Origin of the sequence: Synechococcus sp. UW86 (genome assembly GCF_900474085.1) — a bacterium.
GTDB lineage: Bacteria > Cyanobacteriota > Cyanobacteriia > PCC-6307 > Cyanobiaceae > Parasynechococcus.
In genome coordinates this window covers 430,937-449,383 of the sequence record NZ_UCNU01000009.1, presented here as the reverse complement: position 1 = coordinate 449,383, position 18,447 = coordinate 430,937, and the positions used below count along the sequence as shown (strand labels likewise).

16 protein-coding genes are annotated in these 18,447 nt (G+C 59.8%); 5 read left to right on the top strand and 11 right to left on the bottom strand.

Going from position 1 to position 18,447, the window contains the following annotated elements:
* Positions 1-48: 48 nt before the first annotated feature.
* From DXY04_RS04665 to DXY04_RS04645, 5 genes are read right to left on the bottom strand one after another with little or no spacing between them, the layout of a single operon-like run.
* Positions 49-1,071, bottom strand: a complete 1,023-nt coding sequence (locus tag DXY04_RS04665) for an NAD-dependent epimerase (RefSeq protein WP_115161175.1) — start codon at positions 1,069-1,071, stop codon at positions 49-51.
* Positions 1,071-2,474, bottom strand: coding sequence for a nucleotide sugar dehydrogenase (locus DXY04_RS04660; protein ID WP_115161174.1), 1,404 nt, complete (start codon positions 2,472-2,474; stop codon positions 1,071-1,073). Before DXY04_RS04660 ends, DXY04_RS04665 begins: the two co-directional genes overlap by 1 nt.
* Complete coding sequence (locus tag DXY04_RS04655) at positions 2,471-3,421, bottom strand: UDP-glucuronic acid decarboxylase family protein (RefSeq protein WP_115161173.1); 951 nt, start codon at positions 3,419-3,421, stop codon at positions 2,471-2,473. The genes DXY04_RS04660 and DXY04_RS04655 overlap by 4 nt, the downstream gene beginning before the upstream one ends.
* 2 nt (positions 3,422-3,423) lie before the next feature.
* Positions 3,424-4,716 carry a histidine--tRNA ligase gene (gene hisS / locus DXY04_RS04650; protein ID WP_115161172.1) on the bottom strand — a complete coding sequence of 431 codons (1,293 nt, stop codon included), beginning with the start codon at positions 4,714-4,716 and terminating at the stop codon, positions 3,424-3,426.
* A 41-nt stretch (positions 4,717-4,757) separates the two neighbouring features.
* Positions 4,758-5,921 (bottom strand): glycosyltransferase family 4 protein, encoded by a 1,164-nt coding sequence (locus DXY04_RS04645; protein WP_371634517.1) that lies wholly within the window; start codon positions 5,919-5,921, stop codon positions 4,758-4,760.
* A gap of 233 nt (positions 5,922-6,154) precedes the next feature.
* Here DXY04_RS04645 and DXY04_RS04640 point away from each other — a divergent pair, with 233 nt between their 5' ends.
* The 3 genes from DXY04_RS04640 (at position 6,155) to selD (ending at position 9,669) form a co-directional block, all read left to right on the top strand.
* Positions 6,155-6,532 carry a hypothetical protein gene (locus tag DXY04_RS04640; protein ID WP_115161170.1) on the top strand — a complete coding sequence of 126 codons (378 nt, stop codon included), beginning with the start codon at positions 6,155-6,157 and terminating at the stop codon, positions 6,530-6,532.
* 78 nt (positions 6,533-6,610) lie between these two features.
* Complete coding sequence (galE, locus tag DXY04_RS04635) at positions 6,611-7,645, top strand: UDP-glucose 4-epimerase GalE (protein WP_115161169.1); 1,035 nt, start codon at positions 6,611-6,613, stop codon at positions 7,643-7,645.
* Positions 7,642-9,669, top strand: coding sequence for a selenide, water dikinase SelD (gene selD / locus DXY04_RS04630; protein ID WP_115161168.1), 2,028 nt, complete (start codon positions 7,642-7,644; stop codon positions 9,667-9,669). Before galE ends, selD begins: the two co-directional genes overlap by 4 nt.
* Here the strand turns inward: selD and DXY04_RS04625 are convergent.
* Positions 9,614-10,372 carry a hypothetical protein gene (locus tag DXY04_RS04625; RefSeq protein ID WP_206749651.1) on the bottom strand — a complete coding sequence of 253 codons (759 nt, stop codon included), beginning with the start codon at positions 10,370-10,372 and terminating at the stop codon, positions 9,614-9,616. The genes selD and DXY04_RS04625 overlap by 56 nt on opposite strands.
* Positions 10,373-10,414: 42 nt before the next feature.
* Complete coding sequence (locus DXY04_RS04620; protein ID WP_115161167.1) at positions 10,415-11,626, bottom strand: CCA tRNA nucleotidyltransferase; 1,212 nt, start codon at positions 11,624-11,626, stop codon at positions 10,415-10,417.
* A 45-nt stretch (positions 11,627-11,671) separates the two neighbouring features.
* Between DXY04_RS04620 and DXY04_RS04615 the strand changes: the two genes are divergently transcribed.
* Positions 11,672-12,658: an SIS domain-containing protein gene (locus DXY04_RS04615; protein WP_115161166.1), complete on the top strand. Its 987-nt coding sequence runs from the start codon at positions 11,672-11,674 to the stop codon at positions 12,656-12,658.
* The gene (locus DXY04_RS04610) at positions 12,655-13,206 is read left to right on the top strand and encodes an HAD family hydrolase (RefSeq protein WP_115161165.1); all 552 of its coding nucleotides are present in this window, start codon (positions 12,655-12,657) and stop codon (positions 13,204-13,206) included. The genes DXY04_RS04615 and DXY04_RS04610 overlap by 4 nt, the downstream gene beginning before the upstream one ends.
* Positions 13,207-13,208: 2 nt before the next feature.
* On the opposite strand, the gene kdsB is transcribed toward DXY04_RS04610, so the two are convergent.
* From kdsB to DXY04_RS04590, 4 genes are all read right to left on the bottom strand, one after another.
* Entirely contained in the window at positions 13,209-13,988 is a 780-nt protein-coding gene (kdsB, locus tag DXY04_RS04605) for a 3-deoxy-manno-octulosonate cytidylyltransferase (protein ID WP_115161164.1), read from the bottom strand.
* Positions 13,988-14,695: a hypothetical protein gene (locus tag DXY04_RS04600; protein ID WP_115161163.1), complete on the bottom strand. Its 708-nt coding sequence runs from the start codon at positions 14,693-14,695 to the stop codon at positions 13,988-13,990. Before DXY04_RS04600 ends, kdsB begins: the two co-directional genes overlap by 1 nt.
* Before the next feature lie 55 nt (positions 14,696-14,750).
* Positions 14,751-15,602, bottom strand: a complete 852-nt coding sequence (gene kdsA, locus DXY04_RS04595; protein ID WP_115161162.1) for a 3-deoxy-8-phosphooctulonate synthase — start codon at positions 15,600-15,602, stop codon at positions 14,751-14,753.
* A gap of 370 nt (positions 15,603-15,972) precedes the next feature.
* Positions 15,973-18,357 (bottom strand): UvrD-helicase domain-containing protein, encoded by a 2,385-nt coding sequence (locus DXY04_RS04590; protein WP_115161161.1) that lies wholly within the window; start codon positions 18,355-18,357, stop codon positions 15,973-15,975.
* Positions 18,358-18,447 lie beyond the last annotated feature (90 nt).

Sequence of the window (18,447 nt, the reverse complement as noted above, 5' to 3'; positions counted from 1 at the left end):
TTTTTTGATGCAACAACGCTGCGACGACTGCTGCCTGACGACAAGCGATCAGACGCTGTAGAAGGAGCGATACCAATCGGCAAAACACTGCACGCCAGTTTCAATCGGCGTTGAAGGCTTGAAGCCCACCCACGCCTCCAGAGCTGAGGTATTGGCTGCAGTGGCCACCACATCGCCCGGCTGCATGGGCTGGAAATCCTTAATGGCTTCGCAACCCAGGGCCTCCTCCATCACCTCGATGAAGCGCAGCAAAGGCGTGGGCTGGCTGTTGCCGATGTTGAACACCCGGTGCGGTGCCGCGGCCGTGGCGGAATCAGGGGCCAGGGGGTCGAACTCGGGGTTCGCGGTGGCGGGTTTGTCGCAGCAGCGCAGCACCCCCTCCACGATGTCCTCGATGTAGGTGAAGTCGCGCTGCATCTGGCCGTGGTTGAACACCCGAATCGGGTTCCCCGCCAGGATCGCTTTGGCGAACAGCATCGGGGCCATGTCGGGGCGACCCCAGGGGCCATACACCGTGAAAAACCGCAGACCCGTCGCCGGCAAGCCATAGAGGTGGCTGTAGGTGTGCGCCATCAGCTCGTTGGCCTTCTTGCTGGCGGCGTAGAGGCTCACCGGATGGTTCACCGGCTGCTGCTCATGAAAAGGCAGATTGCGGTTTCCGCCATACACCGAACTGCTCGAGGCATAGACCAGGTTTTCGGTGCCGTGGTGGCGGCAACCTTCCAGCAGATGGCCAAAGCCCACAAGATTGCTCTGGATGTAAGCCGCCGGGTTCTCCAGGGAGTAACGAACCCCGGCCTGAGCCGCCAAGTTGACCACCACTGTCGGCTTCTCGGCAGCAAACAACGCCATCAGGGCATCGCCGTCTTCCAAAGCCATTTCCACAAAGCGCCAATCACCCTTCTGGGCGACCGCCTCGATCTGACGCAGCCTCGCTTGCTTCAGGCTTACGTCGTAGTAATCGTTCAGGTTGTCGAGGCCGACTACCTGGTCTCCCTGCTGGAGAAGCCTCTTACTCAGGGCAGCTCCGATGAAACCGGCAGCTCCAGTAACCAGGATCGTGCGCGCCATCACCCCTCCCCGTCACCAACGCGCCAGAGGCTAAGGCCAGCGGCTTTGATCTGGGCAGGATCGGCGACAGCCCTGGCATCAAAGACCCAGGCCGGCTTGCGCATCCGTGCGGCCAAAGCCTGCCAATTCAAATCGCGGTAGTGCTGCCATTCCGTGAGCACCAGAACGGCATCAGCACCCATCACGGCATCTTCAACACTGTTGGCCCTGGCCCAACTACCGGATCCAATGAGCACATCCACCTGGGAGGCTGACTCCAGCTGAAGATCCCGTGCCATCTGATCGGTTGCAACCTTGGGATCGTGGATGATGAGTTGCGCGCCCTCCTCCAGCAGATCCTGGCAGATGCGAATCGCCGGGGCCTCACGGGTGTCGTTGGTGTCGGCCTTGAAGGCAAAACCAAGAATCGCCAAACGCTTCCCAGTCACTGTGCCGAACAGGTTCTTCACCACCAAGCGGGCAATGCGGTGCTGTTGCCAGGTGTTCAACGCGACCACACTCTCCCAGTAATCCGCCACCTCGGGCAAGCCGAAATGCCTGCAGAGATACACCAGATTGAGGATGTCCTTCTGGAAACAGCTGCCACCGAAACCTGGCCCAGCATTGAGGAATTTCGGGCCAATACGGCTGTCGGTACCAATCGCCCGAGCCACCTCACGCACGTCTGCGCCGCTGGCCTCGCAAAAAGCAGCAATCGAGTTGATCGAGCTGATCCGCTGAGCCAGGAAGGCATTGGCCGTGAGCTTGGAGAGCTCGCTGCTCCAAAGGTTGGTGCGCAGGATCTGCTGCTGCGGAACCCATTGGGCGTAGATCGCTGCAAGGGCATCGATGGAGATCGAATCGTCACCACCGATCAACACCCGGTCTGGGGCTTCCAGATCGCGAATGGCTGTTCCCTCTGCCAGGAACTCGGGATTGGACAGCACCGAGAACGTGCGCTGATCCTCTCCGTCACATGCCGCTTCCAAAATGGTTTTGATCACAGCCGCCGTGCGCACCGGCAGGGTGCTCTTCTCCACCACGATCGTGTGGCCTTGGGCTGCCTGGGCCACAGTGCGTGCACAGGCCTCCACCCAGCGCAGGTCGCTGGCCTGGCCCGCCCCCAGGCCTTTCGTCTTTGTTGGTGTGTTCACCGAGATGAACACCATGTCGGCATCCGCAATCGCGGCTTCCACGGCCGTGGAAAAGCTGAGATTGCGCCCCCGGGCCCGGCCGACCACGGCATCCAGACCAGGCTCATACACCGGCAGTCGGCTCAAGTCTGGATCGTTCCAGGCATCAATGCGGGCCTGGTTGAGGTCCACCACCGTGACCTGCACCTGCGGACAACGATCCGCGATCACCGCCATCGTTGGGCCGCCCACGTAGCCAGCACCAATGCAGCAGATGCGTTGAATCGTCACGCCTCAGGCTGATCGCTAAGTCCCAGGACCCTACGGAACGAATCGATTGTGGGGCCCAAGCCCTGCTCCAGTGACACAGTCGGCTGCCACTTCAACTGCTCGCGCGCCAAATCAATGATGGGCTTGCGCTGCATCGGGTCATCCTCGGGCAAAGGTTTCTCGATCAACGGCAAGGCCGGATTGATCCGTGCGCGTACCAGCTCGGCCAGCTGACGGATGGTGAATTCATCCGGATTACCGATGTTCATCGGCCCCGTATGAGCGCCATTCATTAAGCGCATCATTCCCTCGACTAAATCGCTCACGTAACAGAACGAACGGGTCTGGGAACCATCCCCATAAAGCGTCAAGGGTTCACCGCGCAGCGCTTGGACAATGAAGTTGCTCACAACCCGGCCGTCATCCGGAAGCATGCGTGGGCCATAGGTGTTGAAGATGCGCGCCACCCGCACCTCAACGCCATTCATGCGCTGGTAGTCGAAACAGAGCGTCTCTGCGATGCGCTTGCCCTCGTCGTAACAACTGCGCACACCAATCGGATTGACGGAGCCCCAGTAACTCTCAGGCTGGGGGTGCACCTCTGGATCCCCGTAAACCTCGCTGGTGCTGGCGAGCAGCAACCGTGCCCCCACCCTCCGGGCCAGGCCCAGCATGTTGTAAGTGCCTAGGAAGCTGGTTTTGGCCGTCTTGACCGGATTGAACTGATAGTGAATCGGTGAGGCAGGACAAGCAAGATGCCAGATCCGATCCACCTCAAGCTTGATCGGCTCCGTGACGTCGTGGCGGATGAGTTCGAAACGGGGGTAGCCGATCCAACGCTCAATGTTGGCCTTGCGTCCTGTGAAGTAATTGTCCAGGCAGATCACTTCATCGCCCGCCTCCATGAGGCGATCAATCAGGTGGGAGCCAAGGAAGCCGGCACCGCCAGTGACGAGGTGGATCTGCATCCTCAGGGGGTCAGCAGTCTCTCCACGATCGCGGACACAGGCGCGAGTGCAACGGTGGATTCCTCAGCCTGCTGCTTCAACGCCTTCAGGCGAACCTCACCGCGCTCAGCCTCGTCCTCACCGATCACCAAGGCCCAAGGCGCACCACTGCGATCGGCCCGCTTGAACTGCTTGCCGAAAGCGGAGCCCGACGCATCCAACTCCACCCGCAGCCCTGAAGCCCGTAGGTCCCGGGCCAACGCAAGAGCAGACCGCTCCGCCGCATCACCACGGTTCACGACGTATACATCAGGGGCTGCGGCCGCCGTCAACCTCGCAGCTACCCCCTGAGCATCCGCCTGGGCTGCTGCTTCCAGCACCAACAACAACCGTTCCATGCCAAGAGCCCAACCGATGGCGGGGGTTGGGGCTCCTCCAAGCTGGCCGATTAAGCCGTCATAACGACCACCACCACAAACGGTGGCCTGAGCCCCGAGCTGATGACTTGTGATCTCAAAGGCCGTATGGCTGTAGTAGTCCAAACCACGCACCAGCCGCGGATTGAGCCGGAAAGGAATGCCCAGGGCGGTCAGCCCGCGCTGCACTTCCGCAAAACGCTCACGACTGGCCTCACAAAGGGCATCCGCCAGCGTTGGCGCCTCCTCCAACAGCGCCTGGGTAGCTTTGTTTTTGGAATCGAGGATGCGCAGGGGATTGGTGCTCAACCGCGTCTGAGAATCAGGATCGAGGGCCTCAGACCGCTGCTCAAGCCAAGCCACCAGGGCGTTGCGGTAATCCTGACGGTCTTCTGCGGTGCCGAGGCTGTTCAGCTCCAACTGCAAGCCACCGACACCCAGGCTGGCGAGCAGATCCCAGGCCAGAGCAATCACCTCAACATCGCTGCGAGCCCGCTCTGCCCCGAGCCACTCCACCCCGATCTGATGAAACTGCCGCTGCCGGCCCGCCTGCGGGCGCTCGTAGCGAAACATCGGACCCGCATACCAAAGCTTCTGGGCGCCCTGACTGAGCAAACCGTGCTGAAGGGCAGCACGCACCACGGATGCAGTGCCCTCCGGCCGCAAGGTGCAGGAGCGATCGCCGCGATCCTGAAAGCTGTACATCTCCTTGCCAACCACATCAGTGGCTTCACCGATGCCACGGCAGAACAGGTCCGTCGTCTCCAGAAGCGGCGTCCGAATCTCACCAAACCCAGAACTCTGGAAATGCTCCCGCGCCACGGCCTCCACCGCTTGCCAGCGCCGAAGCGCCTCCGGCAGTAGATCCACCATGCCCCTGAGGCTCTGGAGCTGACTCACGTACGGGATTCGGGTACAGCGACTCAGTCTGCCGGGTGGCCTCAGCCCATGAGGCTGCGGCTTGCCACCAGATCCATCAAGGCCAGCTGTCGGGTGACGCAAGCATTCAGTTCATAGGTGCGTTCCACCGTCTCGCGGGCAGACACACCAAACGCAGCAGCGCGATCTGGGTCGTTGAGCATCTCAACCACCGCCGCGGCCAGGTCGTTGGGCGAAAAGAAATCCACCAACAAACCGTTCTGGCCGTGACGAACGACCTCCCGCACCGGAGCCGTATCGGAACCCACAACCGCACAACCGCAGCCCATGGCCTCTAACAAGCTCCAGCTCATCACAAAGGGATAGGTGAGATAGACGTGACAGGCGGAGAGCTGCAGTAGGGGAATGAATTGGCTGTAGGGAAGTTTTCCGGTGAAATGAACACGGCTGTGGTCGTACCTGCCCTTGATCTCCGCCAAAAAATGATCCATCCATTCGCCATCGGGACACGCAGCGCCGTAGCTCACCCCCTTGGTCTTGCCGACGATCACCAAACGCGCTTCGGGGTATAGCCGCTGCAATTCGGGGATGGCCCTGATGAAGGTGTGGCAGCCCCGGTAGGGCTCCAGACAACGGTTCACAAAGGTGACTATCGGCTGCCCCTTCTCCAACACCGTGCCGTCTGGAAGCTTGAGCGGTGCGGGGGATGAATTGGGACGGGCATAGTGAAGGTCTACACCGTCATGGATCACACTGATTTTTTGGCGCCAGTGCTTAGGAAAGCTGCTGGCCTGGAAATGGGTAGGAGAGATGTTCCAGTCCGCCTGCTCAAAGGTGAGATGCAAATAAGCATTTTTCATAGCCAACTTCGCCTGCTCTTTCCAACTACGATTGGCCTCGAATTCGAGGTCAAAATTGGTGTCGAAACCGAACTCGTTGTAAAAGAACTCTTGGTAGCAAAGCAGTGGCGTATCGGGCCAAATCGCCTTCAGGAAAAGAGGTTCACCCCACCCTGGATGGGCACAAATCAAATCAGGCGTGAATCCTTGCGCCTTAAGTTGCTCAGCCGCACAGGCACAGCCCTCGGCACGGATGATCTTGGATTCAGTTTCCATCAACAGGGGATGAAGACCATCAGTGTTGCCGCGATCGAGGCGGTAACTGAAGTGGTTGAGGCCCTCTGGAATTCCACGCCCGCGATCCAACTCATTAATGCCCAGTGCCACCAAGTGATGCTGACCCTGCTGGGCCAGCCTCCGAATGATGTGGACGTACTGCCCGGGGAAGTTCTGATGAATGAAAAGAATTCGCACTGACTCAGAGAAGCTGCAGCGATTCCGCCTTGTCTTGAGATTCTCTCAGGAGCAACTGGAAAAAGACACCGTGTGCAGCTTGAAGTGCACCGTCAAACCGATGCCCACCTGCAGGGCAAAGACTACCAACCCTTTAGCTTGAGCTCATGATCTTCCAGTTAAACTATGACTGGAAAATTGAGTTCCCGACGCTGCTGATGGGAACCAAGCCCCAGTTCATCGGAACCGATGCGGGTTGCTTTTCCCCTGAGTACTACGAAGTTACTGAAGGGGAAAGAGTCGATGCTGATGCCAGCAGGCTTACAGGCTTCAACATGGACTTGCCATCCCTGTGGCATCCGTACGAAACCGATCTGGTTGCTCGGCACCTCCACACACGCTTCAAGCGAACCAAGCGGCACCACCAATGGCTTGAGCAAGTTGCCCCGATCAAGCAGGGAGCAATCCTCCACGCTGATCAAACGCTTAAAGCACGGAAGCAGGCTTCCTCTTTCCACAAGCCCATGGCAATGGGCGAAAATTAAGTTGAGTCGCGCAGGTCGTCAGCAGGCTGTCGCAATGCATTTGATCCAAGATCAATAAATCAGAGGGAGGGGAAAGATATGGTTCGGCGCGTGCTCATCACCGGAGGTGCAGGCTTCATTGGCAGTCACACCTGCCTTGTGCTGCTGGAACAGGGCCATGAACTCGTGGTACTCGACAACTTTGACAACAGCAGTCCGGAAGCTCTACGGAGGGTGCAGGAGCTGGCGGGTTCAACCCAACTGAACCTGGTGGAGGGGGACGTGCGCGACCCCAGCGCTGTAGATCAGGCCTTCAGTGCCGCCGGAACCGTGGATGGCGTGATTCACTTTGCCGGACTGAAAGCCGTGGAGGAATCGGTCTCCGACCCGCTCCACTACTGGGATGTGAATGTGAATGGAAGCCGCGTTCTGGCGGCAGCGATGGACCGCCACGGCTGCCGAACCCTGGTATTCAGCAGCACATCGACCGCCTACGGAAAACCCGAGACGTTCCCACTACGAGAAGACATGCCAACGGCGCCGGTGAATCCTTATGCCGAAACCAAGGTTGCTGTAGAGCAGATGTTGACGGCCCTTTGCCGCTCGGGCTCCTGGCAAGTGGCCTGCCTGCGCTACTTCAATCCAGTTGGTGCTCACCCAAGCGGACGGATTGGTGAAGATCCAATGGGAATTCCCAACAATCTTTTCCCTTTCATGACACAGGTGGCGGCAGGCCGACGCGATCGATTGTTGATTTTCGGGCAGGACTACCCCACACCAGATGGCACATGCATCCGCGATTACCTGCATGTAATGGATCTAGCCGAAGCCCATGGCATGGCACTGGAGCACCTATGGGAAAGAACAACGCCTGATCCATTGACCCTGAACATTGGAACTGGCCGCGGTCTCAGCGTCTTGGAGATGGTGCGTGGATTCGAGCAAGCCACAGGACTAACCATCCCTTTGGAATTTGTGGGGCGCCGTCCTGGCGATGTGCCTCGCTCACTGGCATCCCCTGAGAAAGCGCAAACCGTGCTCGGTTGGAGTGCCCATCGAACTCTTGAAGAGATGTGCCGCGATGGCTGGTCCTGGCAGCAGGGCAATCCAGCGGGGTATCGGCAGAACCCATGACTGGAGCTAGTGGGCTGCTTCTGGCCGGTGGCGGCCACAGCCATGCACTTCTGCTCAAACGCTGGGCCATGCAGCCACAGCGACGCCCACCGCAGAACATCACTCTGGTCAACCGCTGCAGCACAACCCTGTATTCAGGAATGGTGCCAGGGTTGATCGCTGGAATGTATCAACGCGACGAGCTCGCCATCGACCTGCGTCAGCTCTGTGACCGAGCCGGGGTGGCTTTCGTGGAAGCAGAAATCACCGGATTGAATCCTGAGCAAAACCTTCTGCACCTTCGCAACCGCCCTGCACTCCACTTCAGTTGGCTCAGCCTGGATGTGGGAGCGGTGAGCCGACCGAGCGCCGCAGGGGTCCCCATCAAACCTTTGGAAGCCTCGCTTTCCTTTCTGGAAAGCGAAGATCCAAGCGATCCCAATCCACTGCGGGTGATCGGAGCGGGAGCTGCGGGCCTGGAGGTGGTCCTGGCCCTGCGCCGTCGCTGGCCACAACGCGAGCTCCAGCTACAACAGCGCAGGGGACAGCTGGATCCAGCCGTCCAACACGTGCTGCGAAAGGCCAATATCGCCGTTACCGACGACGACAGCCGCCACAACGGACCCAGCCTGCTCTGCACGGGAAGCCAAGGGCCCGCCTGGCTGGCGACGACTGGTCTTCCCTTAACTCCCGATGGCCGGGTCCGTACCGATCGCCACCTGAGGGTCGAAGGCCATCCATGCTTGTTCGCCAGCGGCGACTGTGCCGTGATCAGCGCATCACCCCGGCCGGCATCTGGGGTGTGGGCGGTGCGCGCCGGACGCCCCTTGGCCATCAATCTGGAAGCGGCCTGCCAGGGGCAACCCCTGCGGCCCTGGCATCCCCAGCGCAAGGCGCTGCAGCTCATCGGCAGTCATGAGAATGCCGCTTGGGCGCGTTGGGGCGGCTGGCGACTGGGGCCATCCCGCCTGCTTTGGCACCTGAAGCAACGCATTGATCGGTCCTTCATGACTGGATTTCTGCAGCAAGCAGCAATGGCCGATGCAGCACCGATGGCCTGCCGGGGCTGCGCGGCCAAGTTGCCGGCCCAACCCCTGACAGCAGCACTGGAACAGGTGGGGCTTGGCGGACAGCCCGAAGACGCCGCCCATCTCGCTGGGCATCCAGGACTCCTGCAAAGCACGGATGGCTTTCCAGCCCTGGTGAGTGACCCCTGGCTCAACGGCCGTCTGACGACCCTGCACGCCTGCTCTGATCTCTGGGCCTGCGGTGCCCCGGTCTCCAGCGCCATGGCAACGATCACGCTGCCGATGGTTTCAGCCGACGAACAGCAGGAGCTTCTGGTGCAGACCCTGGCAGGCATCTGCTCGGTTCTGGAAGAACAGTGCGCCGAGCTGATCGGTGGACACACGATGGAATCCCGCAGCGCCTCACCGCGACCGGCCAGCCTCGGGGTGCAGATCACCCTCACGGTGAACGGCAACAGCCACCAACCCCCCTGGCTGAAATCGGGTCTTCAGGCTGGCGACGCCTTGCTGATCAGTCGCCCCCTGGGCACCGGGGTGCTGTTTGCGGGGGCCATGAGTGGCGCCACCAAGGCGGCTGACCTGGATACTGCGCTGCAGAACATGGCCTGCAGCCAGCACACGCTGCTTGAACAGATCGAGCCGATCCGCGAGGGCATTCACGCCTGCACCGACATCACCGGTTTCGGCCTGCTTGGGCATCTGGGCGAGATGCTCCAGAACAGTCCAGAACTGACCATCGAACTGGAGGGTTCTGCCATCCCGGCGTACCCCGGCGCATTGGAGCTGTTCGAACGCGGCATCTCCAGCACGCTGGCCCCCTCGAACCGTGCTGCGTGGCGGTGGCTCGAAGGCCCGGTTCAGCTAAAAGATCCCGCGTCTCCAGCCTTGCTCGAACTACTGGTGGACCCACAGACCTGTGGCCCCCTGCTGCTGGCCTGCACCAGCAAAGCCGCCGCTCAACTCACTCGGAGCGGCCCATGGCTTCAGATCGGCAACGCAACAACCGCGCATGACTGAGGTCGTTCGCAATTTGTTCACAGTGGTAACCAGCCTGCACAACTTGTGACTGCAAGGGTTTGAGCTTGCGCTCCATGGCCTGTGGAGGTCCACTGCTGGCCAGCCAAAGCTCCAAAGGCAACGGCGGCACTCCCAAACGCTTCTCCAGATCGTCGGCATCACCCCAGGGCAGGGGATCCGATGGGATCCGACCCATGGCAACTTCCATACGATCGCTGAGATTGAGCAAACGGGCCCGCGGGCCATAACGCTCCACAAGGCCAGCGGTGCGTTGGCTGACCAGACGGAACTGATCCTGTTCACGCACTCCCCCCAGAGCAGGATCCAGTTCGGAAAAACCTGGCCCCCACCAACTGGCCAACAAGAGTCCCAGCACCCCAACGGCACAGCCGCGACCAAGGCGATTGAGGTTTAGAGCACCGAACTGAACCGCCAGGACAGGAACCACCGCCGGCAGCAGCACCACGAAATAGCGGCTGAACGCCATCGGCTTCACAAACGACACAACAACAACTCCCTCCACCATCAACAGGGACGGAATCAAGCCGCTTCGATCCAATACACCACGCTCAGGCCGAGACAAACGATGCAGTCCTCCCCAACGCCTGAACACCACCACCATCAGCAGAATCAATCCCAACTTGGGGAGCGGCCAAAGCCCAAGCCCCCTGGCCAAGGTCTCCTCAAAAAGTGCGTACGGCAAAGGCCAAGCAAAGAACCATCACCAGAAAGAGCCAAATACGTTTCATCGGCTTCGGTCTTGAGCTTCACTGCGCTGCCGGCGCAACTCCACACCGATCGCCGGCCCCGGCTGCCATCCCGCGGCGATCAGGTCACGCGCCGTTTGCTGCGCCTGAATCCTGCGCCAGCGGCCCCACCAGCGCAGCAGGCATTTCCATTGCGGAGGACGGAGGGTCACCGCAAGGGCCACCACCTCCGGCGAGCAACCCTGATGCTCGAGGGCCGAAGACCACATCGATGGAGGAGCCTCCAAGGGAGGAGAAGCATCCACCAACCAATCGCAAAAGGTCACGCACTGCTGCAGCCATTGCTGTTGCTTGCCAGGAATCTGCAACCGTTGCGCGACCGCAACAGGGTCTGCTGCTCCCAACAGAAGAGCAGGCATCAGGGGAAGGCCCAGCCGTCGAGACCAGCGCAGCCGCTGCGTGCGCCGTGAATCGTTCTGAAGTTGGGGGTCCAACAACGGCATTGCCTGCCACTGATCCAACAGGTCCAGCGCCTGAGGCCAGGGTTCCCGTTCCAGCAGCCGCTCCAACTCCATCCGCAGTCGTGTTGCAAGAGCAGGCGGTGCCGCCATGGCGGGATCTCCCTGACGCCAGTTCCAGGGCCACATTTGAATGGTGCTGCTGATCTGGGCACGACTCTCCATCGCAAGTTGGAAACCCAGCCGAGCGGCATAGCGGGCAGCTCGAATCACCCGGGTGGGGTCGTCCTGAACGCTTCCAGCATGCAGAAACCGCAACTGTCCGGCTGCGAGGTCCTCCTGACCATGGTGGAGATCGATCAGCTCATTGCCCAGCAGATCGAGGGCCATGGCATTAACCGTGAAATCGCGGCGCGCAAGGTCAGCCTGGAGGGTGCCCGCTTGCACAACAGGATTCACCGCAAAGGCGGGGTAATGCTCCTGTCGCGCCGTCGCCAGATCAAGGGGAATTCCATCCAGCTGAAACGCCACCGTGCCGAAGGCCCCATGCTCCTGAACATCGGTAATGCGTTCAGGACCGACCTGGCGAATCAATTCCGAGACAAACGCAGCGGCATCTCCCTCCACTACCCAATCCAGATCGTGTACACCCGACCAGGCTCGACCACAGCGCTGATGCAGCAGCTGATCGCGCACGACGCCACCGACCAACGCCAGACGTGAGATACCGAGAGTTCGAGCCGCTCCCTGCAACGCCTCCAGAACGGAAGACGGCACACCTCGAAGATCCATTGGTGGGCGTGCAGGAGAATGGACTGATCATCACGGATTCTGTTCTTGTCCGCTCTCACCCGCTGCCTTGAGGAGGAAGCCTCAGCGATCGCCACTGCTGCCGAACGCTTGAGCAGCGACCAGGTGGAAGCAGCCCTCGATCTGCTGGAGCGATGTGCCGATCGCAAGGCCAAGCTGGTGATTACGGGTGTGGGCAAGAGCGGCATCGTGGCCCGCAAGATCGCGGCCACCTTCTCCTCGATCGGGCTGATGGCCCTGTTCCTCAATCCCACCGACGCACTCCATGGCGATCTGGGGGTTGTGGCCGCCGAGGACGTCTGCCTACTGCTCTCCAACAGCGGTGAAACCAGCGAGTTGTTGGAAGTGCTGCCCCACCTCACCCGACGCGGAACCGGACGGATTGCCATCGTTGGACGGGCGGACTCCTCGCTAGCACGAGGCAGTGACGTGGTGCTGGAAGCCGGCGTGGACCGTGAGGTATGTCCTCTGAACCTTGCCCCCACCGCCAGCACAGCCGTGGCCATGGCCATCGGCGACGCCCTAGCAGCGGTGTGGATGGAACGACGCGGCATCTCACCGGCAGATTTTGCCCTGAATCACCCCGCCGGATCCCTTGGCAAGCAGCTGACCCTCACGGCCGCCGACCTGATGGTTCCCGCTAGCCAACTGCACCCCCTACAGCCCCACACCCCCTTGCCCGAAGTGATCGGCGGTCTGACGCGCGGCGGCATCGGCAGTGGTTGGGTCGAGAATCCAGACAGTCCGGGAAGCCTGCTCGGCATCCTCACGGATGGTGATCTCCGCCGTGCCCTGCTGGATCACGGTGCAGAAACCTGGAGCCAATTGACCGCAAAGGATTTGATGACCGCTGATCCAATCACGGTGGAAGCCGACGTTTTGGTGGTGAAGGCCCTGGAGCAAATGGAGCACAACCGACGAAAACCGATCTCGGTGCTGCCGGTGGTGAATCAAGAGCACCAACTGATGGGTTTACTGCGCCTGCATGATCTAGTTCAGGCAGGACTCGCGTGAAGGCACTGCGTTGGTGGTTGTTGCAGCGCCAGCTGAGATCAATTCAGCTGCTCGTCCTGGACGTTGACGGTGTGCTCACCGATGGAGGTCTTTGGTTTGACGCCGAGGGGCATCTGAGCAAGCGCTTCGATGTGCGCGATGGGCTTGGGATCCGCTTGCTACAACAGGCGGGGATTGACATCGCCTTCCTCAGCGGTGGCCAGGGAGGAGCGACGGAGGTGCGTGCACGGCAACTGGGCATCAACAATTGCCTCGTGGGCATCAAAGACAAGCCGGCAGCCCTCACGGAACTCCAAAGCCAACTTGGAGTTAGCGCCGAGCAGACCGCCTTCGTGGGAGACGACCTCAACGATCTGGCCGTTCGGCCGGTGATTGGTCTGCTGTTCGCCCCCGCCGACGCCTGTCAGCCCGTCCGCCGCGGCGCGGATGCTGTGCTTCGCCGGCGTGGTGGCCATGGAGCCGTCCGCGAGCTAGCGGAGAGAATCCTTAAGGCACGTGGACGCTGGGGACGTCTGAGTCGCGACGGCTGGAAGGACCGCAACGACTGAGATCAGACCATTGCCCGGGCCTGTTCCAACTGCTCAGCAGTGTCCACCGACAGCGAGGTGCCCTGCACCGGGAAAGTGGCAATGGTGAGGCCTGCTTCGATAAGCCGCAGCTGCTCGAGCCGTTCCAGGTCTTCCAGCGGGGAGGCCGGCAAATGATCCCAGCCAGCGAGCACGTCTCCCCGGAAGCCATACATGCCCACATGACCCCAGTAGGTGGTGTGCTGATGCCACTCCGCCTCTGCCACATCACGCACATGGGGAATGGCGGAACGAGAGAAATACAAAGCACGGCCGTCGTGGGCCAGCAGGGTCTTCACCACATTGGGGTTGTGCACCGATTCGGGCTTGAGCCCATAAACGGGGGTGACCACAGCAGGCACCGGGTCCCGGCTCTGGAACTCCTCGGCCATGGCATCGATCACAGCAGGATCGATGAACGGTTGATCGCCTTGCACGTTGATGACGGCAGTTTCTTCAGCAACGGGATCCGCGTCCCCCCAGGCCAGGGCCATGAGGGATGGGGCGACCGATGCGATGCGCTCACTGCCGGAGCTGCACGACTCCGCGGTCATCAGCACCGGAAAGCCCCAGCCCTCGGCCTGGGCCTTTAACTCGGTGCTGTCGGTGCACAGCACAACCGCTTCAACGCTGCGGGCCTGGCGGCACCGTTCAAGAACACGCTGGATCATCGGTTGGCCGCCGATGTCCGCCAGGACTTTGTTTGGCAGTCGGGAGGACTGCAATCGGGCCGGAACGGCCACCACACACTTACGAATCGCCATCAATCCCAGAGCTTCATTGCATCGTCACGAGCGCTGAACCACTCAGCTGCCAGGGGACCTCCCATGGTGCGCTGCTCGCGAAACCAGGGGCCTCCGAGCGTCCAGTGCAGCATCGGAGCAGCCTCCTCGGACTCCGGCGGAGCCTGTACATCCACCAGGTGATTCCAGCTCCCCTGGATGGCGCCGATCTCATGATCACCCTCGAGCCAGTGGAAGCGGTGCAACTCCAGTCCCGTTGCCGTGTTCACGTACTCGGGCGTGAGCTTGGTGCAGCGGCTGCAGTTGAGCAGCATTAAAGAACTCCAGTTCTTCTTGGGGTATGGGCTCTGAACCTCGCCGAGGAATTTGACGGTCTCACCAGGAACATGCTCGTGCTGCACACACATGGCGCCATAGGTGTCATCGCGCTGATCCCAGAGCTCTTTGATGTCAGCCCGGCAGAGCATGTCGCAATCCATGAAAAGGGCCCAGCCCTGATACCCCATCAGATGGGGCACAAGAAAACGGGTAAAAGAAAACGCCGTACTCTGTTTAGGGTCCCGCTTGCGGCGAAACAATCCCTGTGCTTCTAACTGGGGCGTCACCAGCGGCGTGATCGCCAAGGGCACACTGCTGTGCTGGTAAAGGCTGTCTATCAGAACATTGGTAGCCGCCCGCTCTCTTGGGTCGTAGCCGATGAAAATTGGCAGCGGCGTCGCGCACGCCATTCGAATTTGACCAGGAATTGTTAGGAGAGTAAGCGAAGTGTCAGCGCCGCTGAAATCAGTCGATCTGGAGAGGACGAAAGCCCTTAACCAGTACATCAACCGCTTTAACCTGGTCTAGGAAGGGCTCTAGAAGATCCAACGGCAGCGCACTAGGCCCATCGCACAACGCCTGACTGGGATCTGGATGAGACTCCAAGAAAAGGCCGGCTAAACCCACGGCCGTCCCTGCACGAGCCAGATCAAGCACTTGAGCACGCCGCCCTCCCGAAGCCTTGCCACCGGGATCACGGCACTGAAGCGCATGAGTGACATCAAAAATGACTGGAAAATCATCACAACGAGACTTCATCACACCGAAGCCGAGCATGTCGACCACCAAATTGTCGTAACCGAAATTGGTGCCTCTCTCACAGAGCAGAAGCCGCTCATTCCCGCACTCGCGGAATTTATCCACGATATTTTTCATCTGGTCGGGGCTCAGAAACTGGGGTTTCTTAATGTTGATTACCCGCCCCGTGGCTGCCATCGCCTCAACAAGATCCGTCTGACGAGCCAGGAAAGCGGGTAACTGGATTACATCAGCGACCTCAGCGGCAACAGCAGCCTCTTCTGGGCTGTGGACATCAGTGATAACAGGGAGACCACACTGATCTTTCACCGCCTGGAGGATGCGCAAACCTTCTCGTAAACCGGGGCCCCGATAAGAGTGAATCGAAGAACGGTTGGCCTTGTCATAAGAGGCCTTAAACACCAAGGGGATACCCAGACGGCTACAGACCTGGCGGTAATGCGCGGCGCAGCGCAGCGCGAAGGCCTCATCCTCCAACACATTCACGCCACCAAGGAGCACCATCGGGCAGTCATTCCCGATCTCGATCTCACCCAGCCTTACTCTTGTCACCTGCAAATGTGCTGTGTTTGTAAGAACATAACTTTCAGACTACATAGTTGACTCGATGCTTTCCTCAATGCTGCGGAGAGACCGTACCAGCAGGCTCGTACATTGTGACCGACTTCCCAAGAAATACAAGTACCACTGGGTCCGGGCAAGAGGTACTAAAACTATGCTGTGTCTTGGCAGAAAGGAATTGCTAAGACAAATTACTTTTAGCAGTGCGTGCCGCCTTAGTCGGCTTGAAAATTTGAGAAACCGGTGTGCGCTACTGCTACAAATCAATGATTACGGAACACGTTACTCAAATTCACTGCATCAACAGTCAAATGCGTAAACAGATCATTGGCCTTTGTGCAGGATTGACTTCTTGAACTCAACCACCTCAAACCACAGGCTCGATTGGAGCGAGGCGCGGATCAAGGATTTTGGGGCCCATCCCTGCGAACTTCACTGCGATAGAAATCTTTTCACCGCTGCCAAAGGTATGGGTGATCTCACCAACACCGAAGCTGGCATGCATTACCTGATCACCCACCTGCCAGCTCCGGCCCGGAGCTGGCCCTGCCTGACGACGACGTACAGCATTAGCAGGGGCCGATGAGGGTTTATCCCGATCCACACGGGTGAGCCGTTCAAGGCGCCGCTCACGCCGGAGCGCCGCTCCACCACTCTGTGGAATGTCTCCCTGCACCAAGGCCTCCGGCAACTCCGAAAGAAACACCGACGGAACCGCCGCCTCGCGCATCCCACCCCAGAGACGTCGCTCACTGGCGTGGGAGAGGAACAAACGCTCCTTCGCCCTGGTGATGCCGACGTAGCAAAGACGTCGTTCCTCCTCCAGGGATGCCGGGTCGTCGAGGGAGCGATAACTAGGGAACAAACCCTGCTCTAGACCCACAAGGCAAACCACAGGAAACTCCAGCCCCTTGCTGCTGTGAAGCGTCATCAAGGTGACTCGGTCCGCGGCAGTGTCCTTGCTGTCGGCATCACTGGCCAGTGCTGCACTGGCCAGGAATCCTTCCAGATCACCCTCCTCGTTCTCCTCCTGGTATTGAAGAGCGGCGTTCACCAATTCCTGCAGGTTGCGACGCCGTTCCTCGGCCTCATCGGTGCCATCAGAGATCAACTCGCTGACATAACCGCTTTTCTCCATCACCTGCTGAATCAGTTCCGAGGGAGCCACCTCACGGCTGCGCGACTGGAGATCGTTAACCAGATCGCAGAACTGCAGCAGCCCTTTAGCTGAACGACCACCCAGGGAACGCACCGCTTCAGGGTCACTGACCACATCCCACAGAGGAATGCCCAGTTGATTGGCCGCATCGGTAAGCCGCTGGATCGTGGTCTTTCCGATGCCACGCTTGGGCACATTGATCACCCGCAGCAGGCTGACGGTGTCCGCCGGGTTGATCAGCAGCCTCAGATAGGCCAGAAGATCTTTGATCTCACGCCGGTCGTAGAAGCGCAGTCCCCCCACAACGATGTAAGGGATGCCCCAACGCACCAGCGATTCCTCGACCGCACGAGACTGGGCATTTGTGCGATAAAGCACAGCCATGTCACCCCAGCTGAGCTCGGGATTGGCCGCTTCCATCGTGCGCAACCGGTGCACTACAGCTTCCGCCTCAGCGATTTCGTCATCACAGCGGGTGAGAGAGATCAATTCCCCCACACCACGCGTGGGGCGCAACACTTTGTCGATCCGTTCGCTGTTGTTGGAAATCAGCGCGTTGGCCGCCTCCAGGATTGTGGCGGTGGAGCGGTAATTCTCCTCCAGCTTCACCATCGTCCGAGTGGCCTCATCGGGAGCCTGATCACCGAAATCTTCCTGGAAGCCCATCAGGATCGTGAAGTCTGCAGCCCGGAAGCTGTAAATGCTCTGGTCGGCGTCACCCACCACAAACACCGAACGCCCTGCCCAGTCGTCGTAATCCTGCGGTTCCTTACCATCAGTAACCAGCAGTTTGATCAGGTCGTACTGGGTGCGGTTGGTGTCCTGATACTCATCCACCAAAACGTGACGGAAACGACGGTGCCAGTAGCTGCGCACCTGCTTGTTTTGCTGCAAGAGCTGGACCGGGAGGAGCAGCAAGTCGTCAAAGTCGAGGGCATTATTTGCCGCCAATGCCTTGCGGTAACGCCTGTAGACATCGGCAGTGAGCTTGCCCCGTTGCCCTTCAGCATTGGCCTCGAGCTGGTCGGGCAGCCAGCCCTGGTTTTTGGCGTTGCTGATCGCCCAACGAGTCTTCTTGGGGTCAAAGCGCTTGGGATCAAGCTGCAGTTCCTGGGTGACGATCTCCTTGACCAGGCTCTGAGCATCAGCTTCGTCGTAGATCGAAAACTGCTTGGTCCAGGTGAGTCCTTCTGAGTCCTGGAATTTATCGATGTCGTAACGGAGCATCCGCGCAAACAATGCGTGGAAGGTGCCTATCCAGAGCTCTTTGGTGACGTCGCGGTAGATGCGCGAACGCAACTGACGCTGCTCTACCGGCGGCAAAGTGCTCCAGGGCTGGCCGTACTGTCCTTGCGCAAGCTTCTGAGCCAAGAGCAGCTCAAGGCGCTCCTTCATCTCTCGAGCAGCTTTGTTGGTGAAAGTAACAGCCAGAATCTGCGCCGGATCTGCACCGTGCTCACCTATTAGATGGGCTATTCGATGGGTTAGGGCCCTCGTCTTGCCGCTGCCGGCGCCAGCAACAACCAACATGGGACCTTGATGGTGATCGACAGCCCTACGCTGGGCATCGTTGAGGCCATCCAAGAAGCTCATAGAAACTTATTCTAGGCATAATGGGGAGAGACGATCGATAACTGCGCAAGAAATTTTGTAGCGACCGTGGAATCCACATGCAAGCACAAA

Coding starts and splice junctions, on each gene's coding strand:
- kdsB (WP_115161164.1), bottom strand. CDS start 13,988: ATGGCGATTCGTAAGTGTGTGGTGGCCGTTCCGGCCCGATTGCAGTCC.
- DXY04_RS04620 (WP_115161167.1), bottom strand. CDS start 11,626: ATGGATCTTCGAGGTGTGCCGTCTTCCGTTCTGGAGGCGTTGCAGGGA.
- DXY04_RS04600 (WP_115161163.1), bottom strand. CDS start 14,695: ATGGCGTGCGCGACGCCGCTGCCAATTTTCATCGGCTACGACCCAAGA.
- DXY04_RS04640 (WP_115161170.1), top strand. CDS start 6,155: ATGATCTTCCAGTTAAACTATGACTGGAAAATTGAGTTCCCGACGCTG.
- DXY04_RS04665 (WP_115161175.1), bottom strand. CDS start 1,071: ATGGCGCGCACGATCCTGGTTACTGGAGCTGCCGGTTTCATCGGAGCT.
- DXY04_RS04590 (WP_115161161.1), bottom strand. CDS start 18,357: ATGAGCTTCTTGGATGGCCTCAACGATGCCCAGCGTAGGGCTGTCGAT.
- DXY04_RS04655 (WP_115161173.1), bottom strand. CDS start 3,421: ATGCAGATCCACCTCGTCACTGGCGGTGCCGGCTTCCTTGGCTCCCAC.
- galE (WP_115161169.1), top strand. CDS start 6,611: ATGGTTCGGCGCGTGCTCATCACCGGAGGTGCAGGCTTCATTGGCAGT.
- selD (WP_115161168.1), top strand. CDS start 7,642: ATGACTGGAGCTAGTGGGCTGCTTCTGGCCGGTGGCGGCCACAGCCAT.